An 18,874-nucleotide genomic window follows, 5' to 3' on the forward strand; every position below is an offset into this window, starting at 1 on the left:
CGGCGACCGGAAGCGGGCCTTTCAGCATCTCGAAATGTCGATTATTTCGACAGGTTGCGCTTGGCGAGCGTGCGCAGGCGCAGCGCGTTCAACTTGATGAAGCCAGCCGCATCCTTCTGGTCGTATGCGCCCTGGTCGTCCTCGAAAGTCACGAGCTTGTCGGAATAGAGCGACTTCGGGCTTTCGCGGCCGATGACCATGATATTGCCCTTGTAGAGCTTCAGTGTCACTTCGCCTTCGACATGCTCCTGGCTCTTGTCGATGAGAGCCTGCAGCATTTCGCGCTCTGGCGAGAACCAGAAGCCGTAATAGATCAACTCGGCATAGCGTGGCATCAGCTCGTCCTTGAGGTGCGCAGCACCGCGGTCGAGCGTGATGGATTCGATGGCGCGGTGGGCTGCGAGCAGGATCGTGCCGCCGGGGGTCTCGTAGACGCCGCGCGACTTCATTCCAACGAAACGGTTCTCGACCAGATCGAGACGGCCGATGCCGTTGTCGCGGCCGTACTCGTTCAGCTTCGCAAGCAAGCTCGCCGGGCTCAGGCGTTCGCCATTGATCGAAACGGCATCGCCCTTCTCGAAGCCGACCTTGATGATCGTCGCCTTGTCGGGAGCGGCTTCCGGCGAGATCGTACGCATATGCACATATTCGGGCGCTTCCTGGGCCGGATCTTCCAGAACCTTGCCTTCGGAAGAGGAGTGCAGCAGGTTGGCATCGACGGAGAAAGGCGCCTCGCCCTTCTTGTCCTTGGCGACCGGGATCTGGTGCTTCTCGGCGAATTCGAGGAGATCGGTGCGGCTCTTGAACGACCAGTCGCGCCAGGGAGCGATGATCTTGATGTCCGGGTTCAGCGCATAGGCCGAAAGCTCGAAACGAACCTGGTCGTTGCCCTTGCCAGTCGCGCCATGCGCGATAGCATCGGCGCCGGTCTTCCTGGCGATCTCGATCAGATGCTTGGAGATCAGCGGACGGGCGATCGAGGTGCCGAGCAGGTAGACGCCTTCATAGACGGCATTGGCGCGGAACATCGGGAAGACGAAATCGCGCACGAATTCCTCGCGCACGTCCTCGATATAGATTTCCTTGATGCCGAGCATTTCGGCCTTCTTGCGCGCCGGCTCCAGCTCTTCGCCCTGGCCGAGATCGGCGGTGAAGGTGACGACTTCGGCGCCAAGCTCCGTCTGCAGCCACTTCAGGATAATCGAGGTGTCGAGACCGCCGGAATAGGCGAGAACGACTTTCTTCACGTCTTTATGTGATGCCATGATAAGTTCCGTTTCGAGGCGGACCAGGGGAAAGGCCCGCAAAGCTGTATCGCGGAACTTTTAGCGAGATTATCGTGCGGCGCAAGGGGAAGCGCTGCAACGGCGGCTCAAGCGGTTTGACAGGTTTCCTGAAAGCACCATATTCGGCGGCGAGCAAGCAATACAGGAGGGCGCCGCTCGTGACCGATATTCAAGACATTTTCAAGAAATCCAATGTTGCCGTCATCACCGGCGGCGCTTCCGGCATCGGTTTTGCCGCAGCGAAATATTTCGCTTCGCTCGGCATGAGCGTCGTTATCGCCGATCTCGGCGGCGACCGCCTGGCCGAGGCGAGCGCTGAACTCAAGACGATCGCAGGCGAAGAGCATGTCATGGCCATCGAGACCGATGTCGCCAGCAAAGACGCGCTGGAAGCGCTGGAACGCGCAGTCCTGCAGCGTTTCGGCCGCGTGCATGTCTTGATGAACAATGCCGGCATCGGCCCGGAGACCTCGATCTTCAGCGCCCAGGCCGGCTGGGATGCCATCCTTGGTGTCAACCTGCTCGGCGTCATCAACGGCACGCGCGCCTTCGGACCCGGCATGCTGGCCCATGGTGAACCCGGCCTCATCATCAACACCGGTTCGAAGCAGGGCATCACCACGCCTCCCGGCAACCCCGCCTACAATGTCTCGAAGGCCGGCGTGAAAGTCTTCACCGAGGCGCTGCAGCACGAGCTGCGCAATACGGAAGGCGCGAAGATATCGGCCCACCTCCTCATTCCGGGCTTCGTCTTCACCGGCCTTACCAAGGGCGAGCGCAGGGAAAAACCCGCCGGCGCCTGGACGCCGGAGCAGACTATCGATTTCATGGTGGAAAGCCTGAAACGCGGCGATTTCTATATTCTTTGTCCCGATAACGATGTTGCCCGCCCCGTCGATGAGTGCCGCATGCTCTGGGCCGCCGGCGATATCGTCGAGAACCGCCCGCCGCTGTCGCGCTGGCATCCCGACTATGCCGATCAATTCAAGACCTTCCTCGAAAAAAAGGATTGATTTGCAATCCCTTGAAAGCCGGATAAGAAAACGCTGAGCACCATCATCCGGCTTTCGGAGCGACTTTCATGGATTTCATACCAAGCCTGCCGACCCTCCTCGCCTTTGCGGCAGCGAGCCTGTTGTTGGCCATGACGCCCGGCCCCGACATGACATTGTCGATCAGCCGCGCGCTCGCACAGGGCAAGAAGCCGGCGCTCTTCGTCGTGCTCGGCACCAGCCTCGGCGTCATCGTCCACACCTGCCTCGTGGCCTTCGGTATTTCGGCGCTGATAACGGCCTCTCCGCTCGCCTTCACCATGCTCAAAACCGGCGGTGCCGCCTATCTGCTCTGGCTGGCGATTCAGGCAATCCGCTTCGGCTCCAGCCTGGCGGTCAAAAAGGTGGATGCCATCAAGGGCACGCCGTTTGCCAATATTTCAACCGGCTTCTGGGTCAATCTGCTGAACCCGAAGGTCATCATCTTCTTCATGACCTTCCTGCCGCAGTTCGTCACGGCGGGCGATCCGGCCGTCACCCACAAGCTGCTGTTCCTGGGTTTCTTTTTTATTGTCATCGGCATGCCGGTGAACGCGCTCGTCGTTCTCGCCGCCGACAAGCTGTCGTCATGGCTGCAGAACAATCGCCGCGTCCTGCGCGGGCTTGATTATACCTTCGCCGGCGTCTTTTCGATCTTCGCGGCGAAGATCTTCCTCACTCAGGCTCGTTGAGACCGGACCATTGCCCTGCAAACCGACCGGCGATCCACCAATAGACGGTGGCGCTGGCCGCTCCGAGAAAAGCGAAGCAGACGAAAATGGTGATCAGGTTGAGAGTTTGCGGCCGTTCCATACCGCCCGAAATCAGGACGGACGCGACCGCCGACAAGGTCGCGCCGAAAATTGCATAGCCATACCACCGACGCATGCCGCGCCATTCGAGAATGGGAATGACCACCAAGGACGGCAGAATGCTGACGATCATCGCGACCTTGGTCAGAGCAATGGTCAGGACGAAAAGCTCCGGCGCGGCAGTCTCCGGCACGGTCCATGCAGCAACGCAGGCCAGCACGAAGCCCATCAGAGCGCAAGCGGCGACATAGCCCCAAAGGAGGCGTATGGGCTTGCGCAGTCCAAGGAGCATCGATCTCAATCCTCGCCGTGATTGGCGATCATCATGGCCTCGAAGGCGAGCCGCTCGGTCTTGCGCATGCGCTCGGATTCCGATTTCAGCTGACCGCAGGCGGCAAGAATGTCCCGCCCACGCGGCGTACGGATCGGAGAGGCGTAGCCGGCCGAATTGATGAAATCGGCGAACTTTTCGATCTGCTCCCAATCGGAACACTGATAATTCGTGCCCGGCCACGGGTTGAAAGGGATCAAATTGATCTTGGCCGGAATGCCCTTCAGGAGCTGGATCAGCCCCTTGGCATCCTCGAGGCTGTCGTTGACGCCCTTCAGCATCACATATTCGAAGGTGATGCGCCGCGCATTGGAAAGGCCCGGATAGGCACGGCAGGCGTCCATCAGCTCCTTCAGCGGATATTTCTTGTTGATCGGCACCAGCATGTCGCGCAGGTCATCGCGTACGGCATGCAGAGAGATCGCCAGCATGACGCCGATCTCGTCGCCGGTGCGATAGATTTCCGGCACGACACCCGAGGTCGAAAGCGTGATGCGGCGTTTCGAGAGCGACAGGCCATCGCCGTCAGAGGCAATCAGCAGTGCCGTTTTGACGCTGTCAAAATTATAGAGCGGCTCGCCCATGCCCATCATGACGATATTGCTGACCTTGCGACCCTCGGCCGGCATGATCGTGCCTTGCGGCGCTTCGCGGTCCGGGAAATCGCCGAGACGATCGCGCGCCAGCAGCAGTTGCGACAGGATCTCTTCCGCCGTCAGGTTGCGCACCAGGCGCTGCGTTCCGGTATGACAGAAGGAACAGGTGAGCGAACAGCCGACCTGGCTGGAAATGCAGAGGGTACCGCGACCTTCTTCGGGAATGTAGACGGCCTCGATCTCGACGGGACGCCCTGCCCCGCGCGGCGGAAAGCGCAGCAGCCACTTGCGGGTGCCGTCGTTGGAGACCTGCTCCTCGACGATTTCGGGACGGGCGATGGTGAAATGCGTCTTCAGCATTTCGCGCATGTCCTTCGACACGTTGGCCATGGCATCGAAATCGGAGACGCCGCGCACATAGATCCAGTTCCAGAGCTGGCTGACGCGCATCTTGATCTGCTTGTCGGCGACACCCTTTTCCTTGAGCGCCGCGCCCATCTCTTCACGCGTCATGCCGATCAGCGACGGCTTCGGCGCAAGCTCGACCGGTTGCGACACGGGCATCGGCTTGAGTCTGGAAGGGGTTATGACATCGGTTGCGGACATAGGATCATTCCAACGGTTCACATCGGCGATGCCGCAAAAGCTGACGCAAGCTGCGGATGCGGGCAAGGCACGGAAATCTGAAGATTCATGCGGTGGCGGGGCAATCAATCTGCCGCACACCTATCGTTGGCGCGGCCTTTAGCATTAATTTCCGCCCGCGTCATCCCTTTACCTCGAAAGCATGAGACCAGCCTTCAAAAGCAAAAGGCCGGTCAGTAATGGCCGGCCTCATCCTTACCGTCACGGCGACGGGAAGATCACATTCGCGTGATCTCTCGCCCTTCGAACTATTTGCAGTTTTCGATCTGCTTCAGCGCAGCGCTGACACCCTTCAGCGAATAGGTGTAGGAGGTCGCGGTGCCCTTCTTCGAGGTCGCGGAAACCTTCAGCGAGTGTCCGGACTTCAGTGCGGCAACCAATGCCGGCTCCTGCGCGGCGTTTTCAACCCACGCGGCCTTCTCCTTGGTGAACATGACGAAGGTCTTGTTGTCGATGGTGACATTGACCTTGGAGTTGTCCTTGAGGGGGTACCCCATCATCGCTTGCGGCTCATACGAGATGTTCTGGCCCGGACGCTGCGACACGATGAAGAAATTGTCACCATGATCGATGCCGGTTGCCGGCGCCTTGGCTGTTGGCACGGAAAGAACGTAGCAAACCTTGCCGCCGGCGGACTGGTAAGAGTAAGCGCCCCAGGCGTCGAACTGCTGAATGCGCGTGGGAGCTGCCGGCGATGCTGCTGCCGCCGCTGGCGCCTGCTGCTGCGTCTGCGTCTGCTTCTGCTTCTTGGCCTGCGCGGACGCGATGCCGGTTCCGGCCAGAACGAGCGAGAGGGCGATTGCGAAGCTTTTTACAAACATGGTTTCCTGCCGATTTCTTGCGGTCCAGAGCTCATGGCGAATCGTTTGACGCACGCCTATGCTCGTGAGCTGCCCTATTTTGACTTTATTCAGGTTACCAAACCGTCAACGGAGAGCCGCCCGCCAGTGGCTCCGTGTCATTTCAACCCAGGTATCGCACGAAGCTTGAAAGGCACAAGAAGGAATTGGAAAACCCGGATGGTGGAATACCACCCAACGGATTCGATTTAAGACAGAAAGATTCAGGCAAGAATTTGACCTCGCTAAAATCAGGTCATCCTCATAAAGCTCTGGAAAGCCGAGAAGATTCGAACCGATCGGGAAAAGCGGCCATCAGGCCGTCTTCACGGCCTCGGGCTCGCTCTGCAGAGCCCGGTCGGCGGCATCGTAATGCTCCTGGCGGATATGCCCCCTGATCATGCTGAACGCGAGCGTCAGCACCGCAACATCATCGGAAAAGCCGATGACGGCGAAGAAATCGGGGATGATATCGACCGGCATGACGAAATAGCCGAGTGCCGCCAGCAATATGCCGCGAACACGGGTCGGCGTCTGCGGGTCGAGCGCACAATAGAAGGCGGCCACGACGTCACGCGAGAACGGGATATGGCGAGCTGCCTTCCGCAAGGTCGGCCAGAATTTTCTGCGCACCGACTTCTCCTGCTCTTTTTGGGTCTCTTCGTCACCAGGCATCAGGATTTCCCCGTACTTGATGTCATCCATTCCATTCACCTCAATCGAGGCCCGTCGGCCGGGCCGTGTAAACATATGGTGATCGCCTGGCGTGATTCAATCGATCCGGCGCGCGGCCGCCTTCTCCATCGCCTTCGCCAGCTTGACGTCATGATCGGTCAGGCCGCCGACGTCATGCGTCGTCAGTCTCACCTCGACTCGGGAATAAACGTTGAACCATTCCGGATGGTGGTTGAATTTTTCGGCAGCGAGGGCGGCTTCCGTCATGAAGCCGAAGGCTTCGACGAAATCGCGAAACTTGAAGGTCTTCGAAATGGAAAGCCCGTCTGCGGCAAGCGCCCAGCCGGAGAGCTCCGCAAGATTTTCATCGATTGCCGCACGGTCCAGTCTGTCGTATTTCATGGCGAGTCACTCCTTTCTAAAGCAATTCTAGGAATACTGCGTAGCGGTTTCCCTGGAATTGCGTAAAAGCTCTGGCGGTTGAACGATAGCATGGATCATCACAGCGTTCTTTTCGTCTGCGCGGGCAATATCTGCCGCTCGCCCCTCGCCGAAGGCATATTCAGGCATCTGGTGAGCAAGGCCAGCCGTAGCGGCGAGTTCGAGATTGATTCGGCCGGCACCGGCGGCTGGCATCAGGGAGAACGCCCGGATCGCCGCTCGGTTGCGGTTGCCGCCGACCACGGAATCGATATTTCAGGCCAGCGCGCCCGTCGCATTGAGCCGGCCGATTTCAGCCGGTTCGATCTTATCCTGGCAATGGATCAAGACAATTTGAAGAACTTGCGCAAGACGGCACCTACCGAATTCCTCGGCAAGCTGCATCTCTTCAATACCCTTGCGCTTGGCAGCAACAAGGACATTCCCGATCCCTATTATGGCGACCGCGAGGATTTCGAAGCTGTCTATACCATGCTCTTGGCCGGTTGCAGCGCGCTGTTGCCCAAAGTTGGGAACGCGCTGCGGGGCTCGTGAAGCGGGAATATCTCTTCGGTGAGATAAGGACCGCCGCCGACAGATTCGCGCGAGGACAGAAGCACGAAGCGCCCGACCGTGAAGGGCTGGGTGTAGAAATTGCCGCGGCCGGAGAGATAGTGCACGACATCGTCGACCCGCGAGGACTTCAGCCTGGCGAGCGTCACATGCGGCGTGAACTTGCGTGGATCCGGCTGCAGGCCGATCCTCTGGCAGATGCGCTCGATCTCGCCTTGCAGCGCGAACATATCCGGTGTCTGCGAGACCCCCGCCCAAACCGAATGCGGTTTCTTGGAGCCGAAGGAACCGATGCCCTCCAGCCGAAGCTGGAATTCCGGTCGATCTATCCGGTCCAGCCGGTCGACGATCTCATCCGCCGTGCGGCCATCGACATCGCCGATGAAGCGCAAGGTAATATGATAATTTTCAACGTCGATCCACCTGGCTCCCGGGAGACCACCGCGCAACAATGACAGGCTCATGGCCGCATTGCGCGGAATTTCGAGGGCGGTAAAAAGTCTCGGCATGACGAGCACTCCCCGAATCTCTTGCAGGTACAGGTAGGGAATCACGCATTTGCAGTCGGTGCAAGCATCTATTTCGCACCTGCATCAATCATCCCTACAAAACTCATAACATCAGGCAACATATGCTCGACCATCACATCGACCCCCTTAGGGTTCGGATGCATCCCGTCCGACAGCTGCAGATCCGCATGGGTGGCAACGCCATCGAGGAAGAACGGATAGAGCGAAAGCTGGTATTTGTCGGCCAGCCGCTTGTAGATCGGGTTGAATTTATCGGCGTAGTCACCACCCATGTTCGGCGGCGCCAGCATGCCGACCAAGAAGATCGGGATCTTCCTGCCCTTCAATCGCTCGATCATCGTCTCGAGGTTCTTTTCGGTCTGCTCCGGCGGGATGCCGCGCAGCGCGTCGTTGGCGCCAAGCTCCAGAATGACGCCATCAGTGCCATCAGGCACCGACCAGTCGATGCGCGAGAGGCCGCCTGAAGTCGTATCGCCCGAAACACCGGCATCGGCGACGGCGATATCGAGTCCCTTGGCCTTCAGCGCCGCCTCAAGCTTCGCGGGAAATCCGTCGCCCGGCGGCAGCTGATAGCCCGCCATCAGGCTGTCACCGAAGCCGACCAGCTGGATCGTCCGTGCATTGACAGAGTGAACCGCGCCAAACAAAAGACCGAAAGTGATGACAGCGAATTGAAGCGCGGCAACTTTAAAACCCATGATCCATTCCCTAAATTCGCTGCTCGGGCCAGTCGCGCCCGCCATTGTCTCTGATGTTCTCTGATATATAGGGCGTTCGCATTGGCAAAAACCATCATCGAGCTGAAGAAGGCGGATTTGACGCTCGGCAATGCCGCCGCATCAGTCCATGTGCTGAAGGGCATTGACCTCACCATCATGGAGGGTGAATCGGTGGGCATCGTCGGCCCCTCCGGTTCCGGCAAGTCCACTCTGCTGATGGTGCTGGCCGGCCTCGAAAAGCTCGACAGCGGCGAACTTCTGATCCGCGACACGCCGCTGCATAGCCTGAGTGAAGATCGCATCGCCGATTTCCGCGGCCGCAACATCGGCATCGTTTTCCAATCCTTCCACCTGATCGCCAACATGACGGCGCTCGAAAATGTCGCAGTGCCGCTGGAACTTGCGAACGTCCGCGATGCCTTCGATATCGCCAGGCGGGAGCTGGAAGCAGTGGGGCTGGGCGAGAGGCTCACGCACTATCCCGGCCAGCTCTCCGGCGGCGAGCAACAGCGCGTCGCCATCGCCCGCGCGCTGGCGCCTTCGCCCGCCGTCCTGATTGCCGACGAACCGACGGGCAATCTCGATACCGATACCGGCCGGCAGATCGCCGATCTGCTCTTCGCCCAGCAGGCCGAGCGCGGCACGACCATGCTGCTCGTCACCCACGATCCCGCTCTTGCCGCCCGTTGCTCTCGGCAGATCCGCGTCCGTTCCGGCGAAATCGAGAGCGACAGCATGCGCACGCGCACCAACCAGGCAGCCATTGCATGAGCGCGGCGGGACTGCGCCTGCCCCTCGCCTTCCGCCTCGCCCTGCGCGAATTGCGCGGCGGCCTTGGCGGCTTCTACATCTTCCTTGCCTGCATCGCGCTCGGCACCGGCGCGATCGCCGCCGTCAATTCCGTTTCCCGTTCGATCACCGACGCGATTTCGACGCAGGGACAATCGCTGCTATCAGGCGATGCCCGTTTCGAACTGCGCAATCGCGAGGCGACGCCGGAAGAATTCGCCTATCTCCAAAGCTTAGGCAAAGTTTCCCGCTCCACCGGCCTGCGTTCCATGGCACGTCTGCCCGATGGCTCGGACCAGGCGCTGGTCGAGGTGAAGGCCGTCGACGACGCCTATCCGCTCTACGGCACCTTTGAGGCCAACCCTAATCAGCCGCTCTCGACGTTACTGGCCGCGAAAGATGGCGCCTATGGCGCCGTCGTAGCGCCGCTGCTGTTGGAACGCCTGAACCTCAAGGTCGGCGGCGATCTGCTGCTGGGCAATACGAAGCTGCGCATATCGGGCACTATCCAAAGCGAGCCGGACGCCGTCTCCGAAGGCTTCGGCTTCGCGCCGCGCCTGCTCACCAGCAGCGACGCCCTGATTGCTTCCGGCCTGATCACCACGGGCAGTCTGGTCGAGCAATCCTACAAGATCCGCATGGACAACCCCGCAGCCGGCATCCGCAATCTCACTGACCGCGCCAATGCCGCCTTCCCGCAAGCCGGCTGGTCGATCCGCAGCAGTGATCGCGCGGCACCCCAGCTCGCCGACAACGTCACCCGCTTCTCGCAGTTCCTGACGCTGGTCGGCCTGGCGGCGCTCATCGTCGGCGGCGTCGGCGTTGCCAATGCCGTCCGCGCCTTCCTCGATTCCAAGCGCACGACCATCGCCACCTTCAAATGCCTGGGCGCGCCGGCCTTCGTCGTTGTGCTGATCTATCTCATCCAGATCGCCGTCATTGCGCTTGCCGGCATAGTAATTGGCCTCGTCCTCGGCGCCATTGCGCCGATGATTGCGTCGCAATTCATGGCGGAATTCCTGCCGATTTCCACCGCCCCGCGGCTTTATCCCGGTGCATTGACGCTCGCCGCCCTGTTCGGCCTGCTGACGACGCTGGCCTTTGCCATCCCGCCGCTCGGCCATGCCCGCGAAGTGCCGGCAACGGCGCTGTTTCGCGAACAGGGTTTCGAAGCGCGACGCCTTCCCGGCTGGCCCTATCTGCTCGCCGCCGGCGTGCTGATGGCAGCCCTTGCGGCTCTGGCGATCGTCACCGCCTATGATCGCTTCATCGCGATCGTCTTCGTCGTTTCGATTGCCGCCGCCTTCGTCGTGCTGCGCGCCGTTGCGGCCGTGCTTTCCTGGCTTGCCCGCCGCAGCCCGCGTGTGCGCTCGCCCGCCCTGCGCCTGGCGATCGGCAATATTCATCGGCCCGGCGCGCTCACCTCGTCCGTCGTGCTGTCGCTCGGCCTCGGGCTGGCGCTGTTGGTGACCCTGACGTTGATCGACGGCAACATGCGCCGCGAACTGATGGGCCGCATGAGCGAACAGGCGCCGAATTTCTTCTTCGTCGATATTCAGGGGCCGGAGCTGGAAGGCTTCCGCAAGATCGTGCTCGACATCGACCCCAAGGGCAAGCTCGTCGAGGCGCCGATGCTGCGCGGCCGCATCGTCGCCTTCAATGGCGAGGATGTTACCAAGATGAAGGTGCCGGCCGCCGGTCAATGGGTCCTGCGCGGCGACCGCGGCATCACCTATGCCGATACGGTGCCGGAAAATGCCTCGGTCACGGAAGGCAAATGGTGGGACAAGGATTATAGCGGCGAGCCGCTGGTCTCCTTCTCCGAAGAGGAAGGCAAGGCGCTCGGCCTGAAGCTCGGCGATAAAGTCACCGTCAACGTGCTCGGCCGCAACATCACCGCCAAGATCGCCAGCTTCCGCAAGGTTCAATGGCAGTCGCTGTCGATCAATTTCGTGATGATCTTCTCGCCCAATACCTTCAAGGGCGCCCCGCATGCCTGGCTCGCCACCCTGACCGACACATCAGCCACCCCGGAACAGGAAGCGGCCATTCTCAGGAAGGTCACGAATACCTACCCGACCATAACAAGCGTCCGCGTCAAGGATGCTCTCGATGTCGTCAACACGCTTGTGGGACAGCTTGCCACTGCCATCCGCTCCGCCGCCTCTGTCGCACTCATTGCCTCGGTGCTGGTGCTGGCCGGCGCGCTCGCGGCCGGCAATCGCGCGCGCGCGCACGACGCCGTCATCCTTAAGACGCTTGGCGCGACGCGGGCGACACTGATCCGCGCCTTCAGCTACGAATATCTGATCCTGGGTGGGGCAACCGCCGTCTTTGCCTTGATCGCCGGTGCCGCATCCGCCTGGTATATCGTCAGCCGCATCATGCACCTGCCCTCGGCCTTCCTGCCCGATGTCGCCGTATCGACGCTCGTCATCGCCCTGGTGCTGACGGTCGGTATTGGCCTCATCGGCACCTGGCGCATCCTCGGCCAGAAGGCCGCCCCCGTTCTGCGTGAACTCTAACCGCTCCGCCGACGGTGCAGAGCCGCCAAAACAGCCCGATGTTACATCGATTTAACATCGGGCCGGCTGCTTGACCCTTGTGCATGCGGCTCGAAAGCCTCATATTCTGTGCAGGCATGCTGGAGCTCCGCAGCGGCGCCTGGGTTCTGAAGGACCCGACACCGTACTCACATCGGAGCTTGAAAGAGGAAAACATGGCTGACTTTCGCAATTACCAAAACCGGGCGCAGAGCGGTGCGCAATCCGGTGCGATGATAGACGAGGGCCTTCGAGCCTATATGCTCAAGGTCTATAACCTGATGGCGCTGGGTCTGGCGATCACGGGTGTTGCCGCCTATCTCTCCTTCTCGCTCGCTTTCGCAAACGGACAGATCACGGCCTTCGGCCAGGCGATCTATCTGAGCCCGCTGAAGTGGGTGGTCATTCTCGCCCCGCTGGCAATGGTCTTCTTCCTGAGCTTCAGGATCAACCGCATGAGCGTGGCCGCCGCGACGACGACCTTCTGGGTCTACGCCGCGCTGGTGGGCCTGTCGCTGTCGTCGATCTTCATCATCTACACAGGTCAGAGCGTCGTGCAGACCTTCTTCGTGACCGCCGCCTCCTTCGGCGCGTTGTCGCTCTACGGCTACACGACCAAGCGTGATCTCTCCGCGATGGGCTCGTTCCTGATGATGGGTCTCTTCGGCCTGATCATCGCGACACTCGTCAACATCTTCCTGGCTTCGTCCGCCCTACAGTTCGCCATCTCCGTGATCGGCGTCCTGATCTTCGCAGGCCTCACCGCCTACGATACGCAGCGGATCAAGGAAATGTACTATGATGCCGACGATGCGACCGTAGCAGGCCGCAAGGCAATCATGGGCGCCCTGTCGCTCTACCTGGACTTCATCAACCTGTTCATGTTCCTGCTGCAATTTATGGGCAACCGCCGTTAATCGCAGCGTGAAATGAGATACGAAAAGGCGGCTTCAGCCGCCTTTTTTGTTTGCTTGGGCACACGCCCTGCGATTTGATAGCTGCCGTCACAAATCCGCAGATCAGGCAATAGAAGCAATGTCCGTCAGCCTCCGCAGTGCAACCTCAGACGACCTTCCCCATATCACCGCCATCTACAGAGATTCCGTCCTGAACGGCACGGCAAGCTACGAAATCACGCCACCGAACCAGGAAGAAATGACGGTCAGGTTCGAGGCGATCCGTGACAAGGGTTATCCCTATCTCGTCGCCGAAGACGAGACCGGCGCATTCCTCGGCTATGCTTATGCCTCATCCTTCCGCACGCGGCCGGCCTATCGCTGGATGGTGGAGGACTCGATCTATCTGGCGCCGGAGGCTCGAGGGCGCGGCATCGGCCGGTTGCTGCTCGATGCGCTCGTCGAAAGCTGCCAGACGCTTGGCTTCCGCCAGATGATCGCCGTCATCGGCGGCGCCCATCCCGCCTCCGTCGCCGTACACCGCGCCGCAGGCTTCACCGAAACCGGCCTGTTGAAAGGCACCGGCTACAAGCATGGCCGGTGGCTGGATACGATGCTGATGCAGAAGGCGCTCGGACACGGCGCGGAAACCGATCCGGATCCTTCGGTTTATCCGGGGACATTGTTTGGGGGATAGTATCTGACCCGCCAGTCTGCAGAGCCGCCTAGCCCGCTGCGGAAACGCGCAGAAACTACTTCTCCACCAGCTTCAGCTGCTTGTCGAAAACCTTCAGCACTTGATTCAGGTCATGACCACGTTTCAGGATCATGCCGCTGGTATTGACGACGGAAAAGGCACCCTGCTTGGCCGATAGCTTCGGATTCTTTTCGATGCGGAAAAGCGGCATCTCGCCGGAGCGCTTGAAGACGGAGAAAACCGCTTTGTCCTTCAAATGGTCGATGGCGTAGTCGCGCCACTCGCCTTCGCCGACCATGCGACCATAGATCCAGAGAATCGCATCCAGCTCCCGGCGATGAAACGTCACCGGCAGCGGGTCCTTGCTCTGTTTGTATTCTCTGAGATCAACGACGACGGATGAATTGGTATCGACGGAACGGCTTTTACCGTGTCTCAAATCCGGCTGATCAGTCATCAATCCCCCAGGGGCTATCTCATGACAGGAGAATGACAGTTTGCCTCAGCCACATCAAATTGCAAGACGGCTGGCGGCTCACAATTTCTTTCCCAGCTGTGAAAGCACCTCGTCAGCGCCGCATTTCAGCCAAAACGACGCCCAATTTACAGGAAGTATAGGGAACCGTTTGGCGCCGCCGCGTCAAACGGCCCGGCCGGGGCGTATCGATTAAACCCCAGCCCCGAATGCGTCCTCGCCGGGCACCTCCCCTTTTCGGCGCCAGCCGAAATAGGAACCCTTTTTGGCGTCACGCAAAATAGGGATCTTTCGACCGTCAGCCCGAATAGGAGCCTTTTGGGCCCAAGCCGAATGAAGGGGCTCCAGAAAAGCCGCTCAGCCGTCCGAGCCCACAGTCAAAACAGTCGCCCCGAAAATGGCGGCCGGATCGCCCGCAGGCGTCGACGCCTGCAGCAGAATCGCGAGGCCTCGCCGGCCGGCTTTATCGAGCACGGTAGAGGGCAATACGAGGCTCATGGCCTTGCCGTCCCACATGCCCACCGTCTCGACATCGGAGACGGCATGCATATAGGCAATCTGCTGGCCGGTATTTTCGCCGCCCTTCGGCGCCACCATCTGCTCCTTGTCGAAATAGACGGCAACCACATTGGCCCTGCCCTGCCCGGCTCCGATCTTGATCTCCAGCTCGTCACCCTTCATGGCGGCACTGACCGGAACCATCAGACCCTCGCCAAGGCGCTCAAACTCGTCGAGCTTGACGTTGATGCCACTGAGATCGGCACCGTTCATATGGTCCCTGCCATTGACGATCGCCTGTGGCGTATAAACTCCGCTGCGGCCCATCGTCCGGGCATAGGCATACTGGCGCGCCGTATTGTCCTTGGACGCCATGGTGTCGTTCCAGCCGAGATAGTTCCAATAGTCGACATGGTAGGCAAGCGCCACGACATTGCCCTGGCGGATCAGCTTGCGAAAGGCCGCATCGGCGGGAGGACAGGACGCGCAGCCCTGCGAAGTGAAGAGTTCGACGACGCCCTTGATCTTCGGAGCCTCCTGCGCATGCAGCGAACTTGCGAGCCCAATGCCTGCCAAAAGTGGAACCAAAAATCGAAGGCGCATTTCTATCTCTACCTCTGCATCCAATCGCGAGCGCCATCTGCCTATACGGGCTCTGCAATATCAGCGCTTCTTGGGGCGACCAAGCCACATCAAGCCCGAAAAATCTGAAACAAGAGATAATAGTTTAACGCGATGACGCAAAGTCACGATGGGGTGAGGCTGGAGTGAGCGGAAGTCTCGCCGTACACATCACCGTGAAAAACAAGAGGCCGCCGGAAGCGTTTTCCGGCGGCCTCCCATAACAGTGCTGAATGCCTATCAGGCAGCGAGATCGCGCAGAACCGTCTGCAGGATGCCGCCATTGTTGACGTAGACGACCTCATCCAGCGTATCGATGCGGCAGATGATCGGAACATCCTTCACGGAGCCGTCGCCATAGGTGATCTTGGCGATCTTGCGCTCGCGCGGCTTGATGTTTTCCAGGCCTTCGATCGTGACCAGTTCGTCGCCCTTCAGGCCGAGGCTTGCCCAGGTGGTGCCTTCCTCGAAGACGAAGGGGATGACGCCCATGCCAACCAGGTTCGAGCGGTGGATGCGCTCGAAGGACTGGGCGATCACGGCACGCACGCCGAGCAGATTCGTGCCCTTGGCAGCCCAGTCGCGCGACGAGCCGTTGCCGTATTCGACACCGGCGAAGATGACGAGCGGAACGCCCTCGGCCTTGTACTGCATGGCCGCATCGTAGATCGACGTCTCTTCCTTGGACGGATAGTGGATGGTGTAGCCACCTTCCTTGCCGTTCGGGCCGAGCATGTGGTTGCGAATGCGGATGTTGGCGAAGGTGCCGCGCATCATGACTTCATGGTTGCCGCGGCGCGTGCCGTATTGGTTGAAGTCGGCAACGCCGACGCCATGACCGATGAGGTAGGAACCGGCCGGCGAGGCAGCCTTGATCGAACCGGCCGGGGAAATATGGTCGGTGGTGATCTTGTCGCCGAAGAGGCCAAGAACGCGGGCGCCCTTGATGTCGGAAACGCCGGCGCCCTTCTTGCCCATGCCTACGAAGTAAGGCGGGTTCTGCACGTAGGTCGAGTTGTCGTCCCACGCATAGGTCTGACCCGGAGGAACCTGCACGGCCTGCCAGTTGGCATCGCCCTTGAAGACGTCGGCATACTTGCTCTCATAGAGCTCGCGGGTGACGTACTTCTGAATGAACTCCTGAACCTCGTGCGAGGTGGGCCAGATGTCCTTCAGGTAAACAGGTTTGCCGTTCTGGTCTTCGCCGATCGGCTCCTTCGTCAGGTCGAGCTGCACCGAGCCGGCGAGCGCGTAGGCGACGACGAGCGGCGGCGAAGCCAGATAGTTCGCCTGGACGTCAGGCGAGATGCGGCCTTCGAAGTTGCGGTTGCCGGAGAGGACGCCGGATACGATCAGGCCCTTGTCATTGATCGTCTTGGAGATTGGCGCCGGCAGCGGGCCGGAGTTGCCGATGCAGGTGGTGCAGCCGAAGCCGACCAGGTTGAAGCCGAGCTTGTCGAGATCGGCCTGCAGGCCGGACTTGGCAAGATATTCGCCGACGACCTGAGATCCCGGTGCCAGCGAGGTCTTGACCCACGGCTTGGTCTTCAGGCCCTTGGCAACGGCGTTGCGGGCGAGAAGGCCGGCCGCGATCAGCACCGACGGGTTGGAGGTGTTGGTGCAGGAGGTGATGGCAGCGATGGCAACGTCGCCATGGCCGATGTCGAAATCCGTGCCTTCGACCGCATAGCGGTTGGAGAGCTGGCCGGGCTTCTTGTATTCGGTTTCGAGCGAGGTGGCGAAGCCGGAAGCAATGTTTTCCAGCGCGATACGGCCTTCCGGACGCTTCGGGCCAGCCATCGACGGCACGACGTCGTTAAGGTCGAGTTCCAGCGTGTCGGTGAAGACGAGGTCGGATCCGTCATTGTCGCGCCACATCCCTTGAGCCTTGGAATAGGCTTCGACGAGCGCGATACGGTCCTTGGCGCGGCCGGACATGTTGAGATAGTTCAGCGTTTCCTTGTCGACCGGGAAGAAGCCGCAGGTCGCGCCATATTCCGGACCCATGTTGCCGATGGTGGCACGGTCGGCGAGCGGCATGTTGTCGAGGCCAGGGCCGAAGAATTCGACGAACTTGGAAACGACGCCCTTCTTGCGCAGCATCTGCACGACGGTCAGAACGAGGTCGGTCGCCGTGACGCCTTCCTTGAGCTTGCCGGTGAGCTTGAAGCCGATGACCTCAGGCAGCAGCATGGAGACCGGCTGGCCGAGCATGGCGGCTTCAGCCTCGATACCGCCAACACCCCAGCCGAGAACGCCGAGGCCGTTGATCATGGTCGTGTGCGAATCGGTGCCGACGCAGGTGTCGGGGTAGGCGATCGTTTCGCCGTCCTCTTCCTTCGTCCAGACGGTCTGGCCGAGATATTCGAGATTCACCTGGTGACAGATGCCGGTGCCGGGAGGGACGACGCGGAAATTCTTGAATGCCTGCTGGCCCCACTTCAGGAAGCGGTAGCGCTCGCCGTTGCGCTGGTATTCCAGCTCGACGTTCTTGGCAAACGCCTGCGGCGTGCCGAATTCGTCAACGATGACGGAGTGGTCGATGACGAGGTCGACGGGAACGAGCGGGTTGATCTTTTCCGGATCGCCGCCAAGAGAAACCATGGCGTCGCGCATGGCGGCAAGGTCGACGACGGCCGGAACGCCGGTGAAGTCCTGCATCAGCACGCGTGCCGGGCGATAGGCGATTTCGTTCTCGACGGTGCCCTTATTGGTCAGCCATTCGGCGACGGCAAGGATATGCTCCTTCGTGACCGACTGCCCGTCTTCAAAACGCAGCAGGTTTTCCAAAAGCACCTTCATGGAGTAAGGCAGCTTGGAAACACCGGGCAGACCATTGGCCTCAGCCTTGGGCAGGCTGAAATAGACATAGTCTTTCCCGCCCACGGTCAGCGTGGAACGACAATTGAAACTGTCAAGAGATTTAGACACGAGATACCCCGTTTCTGATAGCCAACACAGTCGTGCGAACGCCTATGCACTTTATGCACATCAGGATGCGGGTACGGCCATTTCCGCTGTCCGCACGTAAGGCAGAAAACCTTATGTTCGGCGCAAGGATGAAATTCACGCCGACCGCTGGCGTGGTTGCAGGTCTTATAGATAATTTCGTAAAGACTTGCCAGAGTGACAAAGCGCAAATTTCGACAATTTTTTGCGCGCTGCGGTAAAGAAAATAGGGAAAACCTGAGCGAATGCATCTAAGCGCTGAAAATCTGGCTGCAAGGCGGGGCGAAGACCTGATTTTCTTGAATGTTTCCTTCGACTTGGCGGGTGGAGACGCACTCGTTTTGACCGGCCGCAACGGATCGGGAAAATCGACGCTGCTGCGCGTTGTGGCAGGCCTTCTCAGGCCGGAAAAGGGTCGTGTCGCATTCACCGGAAAGGACGGCGAATTGGACCGGCCGGCCGGCGAAGCCAGCCACTATCTCGGCCACCGCAATGCGATGAAATCCGAGCTGACCGTCGCGGAAAACCTGACCTTCTGGAAAACCTTTTTCGGCGACATGCCGGGCGGCTCCGGCCTCGATATCAATGAAGCTGTCGATGCCGTCGGTCTTGCCGACATCACGCATCTGCCCTTCGGCTATCTCTCCGCCGGCCAGCAGCGGCGAATCGCTTTCGCCAAACTTCTGGTCGCCCACCGCCCTATCTGGATCCTGGACGAACCGACGGCAGCGCTCGACAGCTCCGCCGACCGGCTTTTCGCGGAGCTAATCACCGCCCATCAGAAGAAGGGCGGCATTGTGCTTGCTGCGACGCACCAGCCGCTGGGGTTGGAGAACGCGCAGGAGATGCGGATGACGGGGTTTGTCGGGGCGAGTGAGGGGGTTTGGGGATGAATTCGAGAATGCCGAGCCTGCGATGCCACCCTCTGTCCTTTCGGAAAAACTCATCG

Annotated in this window: 19 protein-coding genes; 8 read left to right on the forward strand and 11 right to left on the reverse strand. The window is 60.2% G+C overall.

Annotated elements, in window-relative coordinates; translation table 11 throughout:
* Nucleotides 1-41: 41 nt before the first annotated feature.
* Entirely contained in the window at nucleotides 42-1,265 is a 1,224-nt protein-coding gene (locus RTCIAT899_RS16875; protein ID WP_015341443.1) for an argininosuccinate synthase, read from the reverse strand.
* Between the two features lie 179 nt (nucleotides 1,266-1,444).
* Between RTCIAT899_RS16875 and RTCIAT899_RS16880 the strand changes: the two genes are divergently transcribed.
* On the forward strand, nucleotides 1,445-2,299 hold the full coding sequence (locus RTCIAT899_RS16880; protein WP_015341444.1) for an SDR family NAD(P)-dependent oxidoreductase: 855 nt from the start codon (nucleotides 1,445-1,447) through the stop codon (nucleotides 2,297-2,299).
* A gap of 68 nt (nucleotides 2,300-2,367) precedes the next feature.
* A complete protein-coding gene (locus RTCIAT899_RS16885) occupies nucleotides 2,368-3,009 on the forward strand; it encodes a LysE family translocator (protein WP_015341445.1) in 642 nt (213 codons plus the stop codon).
* Here RTCIAT899_RS16885 and RTCIAT899_RS16890 read toward each other — a convergent pair.
* The 5 genes from RTCIAT899_RS16890 to RTCIAT899_RS16910 all read right to left on the reverse strand — a co-directional run bounded on the left by RTCIAT899_RS16890 (nucleotide 2,993) and on the right by RTCIAT899_RS16910 (nucleotide 6,617).
* Nucleotides 2,993-3,421: a hypothetical protein gene (locus RTCIAT899_RS16890; protein ID WP_041677701.1), complete on the reverse strand. Its 429-nt coding sequence runs from the start codon at nucleotides 3,419-3,421 to the stop codon at nucleotides 2,993-2,995. The two genes, RTCIAT899_RS16885 and RTCIAT899_RS16890, sit on opposite strands and share 17 nt — an antisense overlap.
* 5 nt (nucleotides 3,422-3,426) lie before the next feature.
* The gene (gene rlmN / locus RTCIAT899_RS16895) at nucleotides 3,427-4,662 is read right to left on the reverse strand and encodes a dual-specificity RNA methyltransferase RlmN (RefSeq protein WP_015341447.1); all 1,236 of its coding nucleotides are present in this window, start codon (nucleotides 4,660-4,662) and stop codon (nucleotides 3,427-3,429) included.
* 287 nt (nucleotides 4,663-4,949) lie between these two features.
* The gene (locus RTCIAT899_RS16900; protein ID WP_041677702.1) at nucleotides 4,950-5,522 is read right to left on the reverse strand and encodes an invasion associated locus B family protein; all 573 of its coding nucleotides are present in this window, start codon (nucleotides 5,520-5,522) and stop codon (nucleotides 4,950-4,952) included.
* A 333-nt stretch (nucleotides 5,523-5,855) separates the two neighbouring features.
* Nucleotides 5,856-6,245, reverse strand: a complete 390-nt coding sequence (locus RTCIAT899_RS16905; protein WP_015341449.1) for a YkvA family protein — start codon at nucleotides 6,243-6,245, stop codon at nucleotides 5,856-5,858.
* A gap of 66 nt (nucleotides 6,246-6,311) precedes the next feature.
* Nucleotides 6,312-6,617, reverse strand: a complete 306-nt coding sequence (locus RTCIAT899_RS16910; protein ID WP_015341450.1) for a 4a-hydroxytetrahydrobiopterin dehydratase — start codon at nucleotides 6,615-6,617, stop codon at nucleotides 6,312-6,314.
* Nucleotides 6,618-6,707: 90 nt separating this feature from the next.
* On the opposite strand from RTCIAT899_RS16910, the gene RTCIAT899_RS16915 reads away from it, so the two are divergent.
* Nucleotides 6,708-7,190 carry a low molecular weight protein-tyrosine-phosphatase gene (locus tag RTCIAT899_RS16915; RefSeq protein WP_041677703.1) on the forward strand — a complete coding sequence of 161 codons (483 nt, stop codon included), beginning with the start codon at nucleotides 6,708-6,710 and terminating at the stop codon, nucleotides 7,188-7,190.
* On the opposite strand, the gene thpR is transcribed toward RTCIAT899_RS16915, so the two are convergent.
* Nucleotides 7,121-7,717: an RNA 2',3'-cyclic phosphodiesterase gene (gene thpR / locus RTCIAT899_RS16920; protein WP_015341452.1), complete on the reverse strand. Its 597-nt coding sequence runs from the start codon at nucleotides 7,715-7,717 to the stop codon at nucleotides 7,121-7,123. The genes RTCIAT899_RS16915 and thpR overlap by 70 nt on opposite strands.
* Before the next feature lie 68 nt (nucleotides 7,718-7,785).
* On the reverse strand, nucleotides 7,786-8,436 hold the full coding sequence (locus RTCIAT899_RS16925) for an arylesterase (protein ID WP_041677704.1): 651 nt from the start codon (nucleotides 8,434-8,436) through the stop codon (nucleotides 7,786-7,788).
* 81 nt (nucleotides 8,437-8,517) lie between these two features.
* On the opposite strand from RTCIAT899_RS16925, the gene RTCIAT899_RS16930 reads away from it, so the two are divergent.
* From RTCIAT899_RS16930 to RTCIAT899_RS16945, 4 genes are all read left to right on the forward strand, one after another.
* Nucleotides 8,518-9,228, forward strand: coding sequence for an ABC transporter ATP-binding protein (locus RTCIAT899_RS16930; RefSeq protein ID WP_015341454.1), 711 nt, complete (start codon nucleotides 8,518-8,520; stop codon nucleotides 9,226-9,228).
* The gene (locus RTCIAT899_RS16935) at nucleotides 9,225-11,771 is read left to right on the forward strand and encodes an ABC transporter permease (RefSeq protein WP_015341455.1); all 2,547 of its coding nucleotides are present in this window, start codon (nucleotides 9,225-9,227) and stop codon (nucleotides 11,769-11,771) included. Before RTCIAT899_RS16930 ends, RTCIAT899_RS16935 begins: the two co-directional genes overlap by 4 nt.
* Nucleotides 11,772-11,965: 194 nt before the next feature.
* Nucleotides 11,966-12,706: a Bax inhibitor-1/YccA family protein gene (locus RTCIAT899_RS16940; protein WP_041677705.1), complete on the forward strand. Its 741-nt coding sequence runs from the start codon at nucleotides 11,966-11,968 to the stop codon at nucleotides 12,704-12,706.
* Nucleotides 12,707-12,824: 118 nt separating this feature from the next.
* On the forward strand, nucleotides 12,825-13,382 hold the full coding sequence (locus RTCIAT899_RS16945; protein WP_015341457.1) for a GNAT family N-acetyltransferase: 558 nt from the start codon (nucleotides 12,825-12,827) through the stop codon (nucleotides 13,380-13,382).
* Between the two features lie 55 nt (nucleotides 13,383-13,437).
* Here RTCIAT899_RS16945 and RTCIAT899_RS16950 read toward each other — a convergent pair whose 3' ends face one another.
* The 3 genes from RTCIAT899_RS16950 to acnA all read right to left on the reverse strand — a co-directional run bounded on the left by RTCIAT899_RS16950 (nucleotide 13,438) and on the right by acnA (nucleotide 17,907).
* Nucleotides 13,438-13,839 (reverse strand): DUF2794 domain-containing protein, encoded by a 402-nt coding sequence (locus RTCIAT899_RS16950; protein ID WP_041677706.1) that lies wholly within the window; start codon nucleotides 13,837-13,839, stop codon nucleotides 13,438-13,440.
* A 375-nt stretch (nucleotides 13,840-14,214) separates the two neighbouring features.
* Nucleotides 14,215-14,958 carry a DUF1223 domain-containing protein gene (locus RTCIAT899_RS16955; protein WP_041677707.1) on the reverse strand — a complete coding sequence of 248 codons (744 nt, stop codon included), beginning with the start codon at nucleotides 14,956-14,958 and terminating at the stop codon, nucleotides 14,215-14,217.
* Nucleotides 14,959-15,216: 258 nt separating this feature from the next.
* Complete coding sequence (acnA, locus tag RTCIAT899_RS16960; protein WP_015341460.1) at nucleotides 15,217-17,907, reverse strand: aconitate hydratase AcnA; 2,691 nt, start codon at nucleotides 17,905-17,907, stop codon at nucleotides 15,217-15,219.
* 263 nt (nucleotides 17,908-18,170) lie between these two features.
* On the opposite strand from acnA, the gene ccmA reads away from it, so the two are divergent.
* A complete protein-coding gene (gene ccmA / locus RTCIAT899_RS16970) occupies nucleotides 18,171-18,818 on the forward strand; it encodes a heme ABC exporter ATP-binding protein CcmA (protein WP_015341461.1) in 648 nt (215 codons plus the stop codon).
* The last annotated feature ends 56 nt before the right edge of the window (nucleotides 18,819-18,874 follow it).

The organism is Rhizobium tropici CIAT 899 (genome assembly GCF_000330885.1).
Classification (GTDB): domain Bacteria; phylum Pseudomonadota; class Alphaproteobacteria; order Rhizobiales; family Rhizobiaceae; genus Rhizobium; species Rhizobium tropici.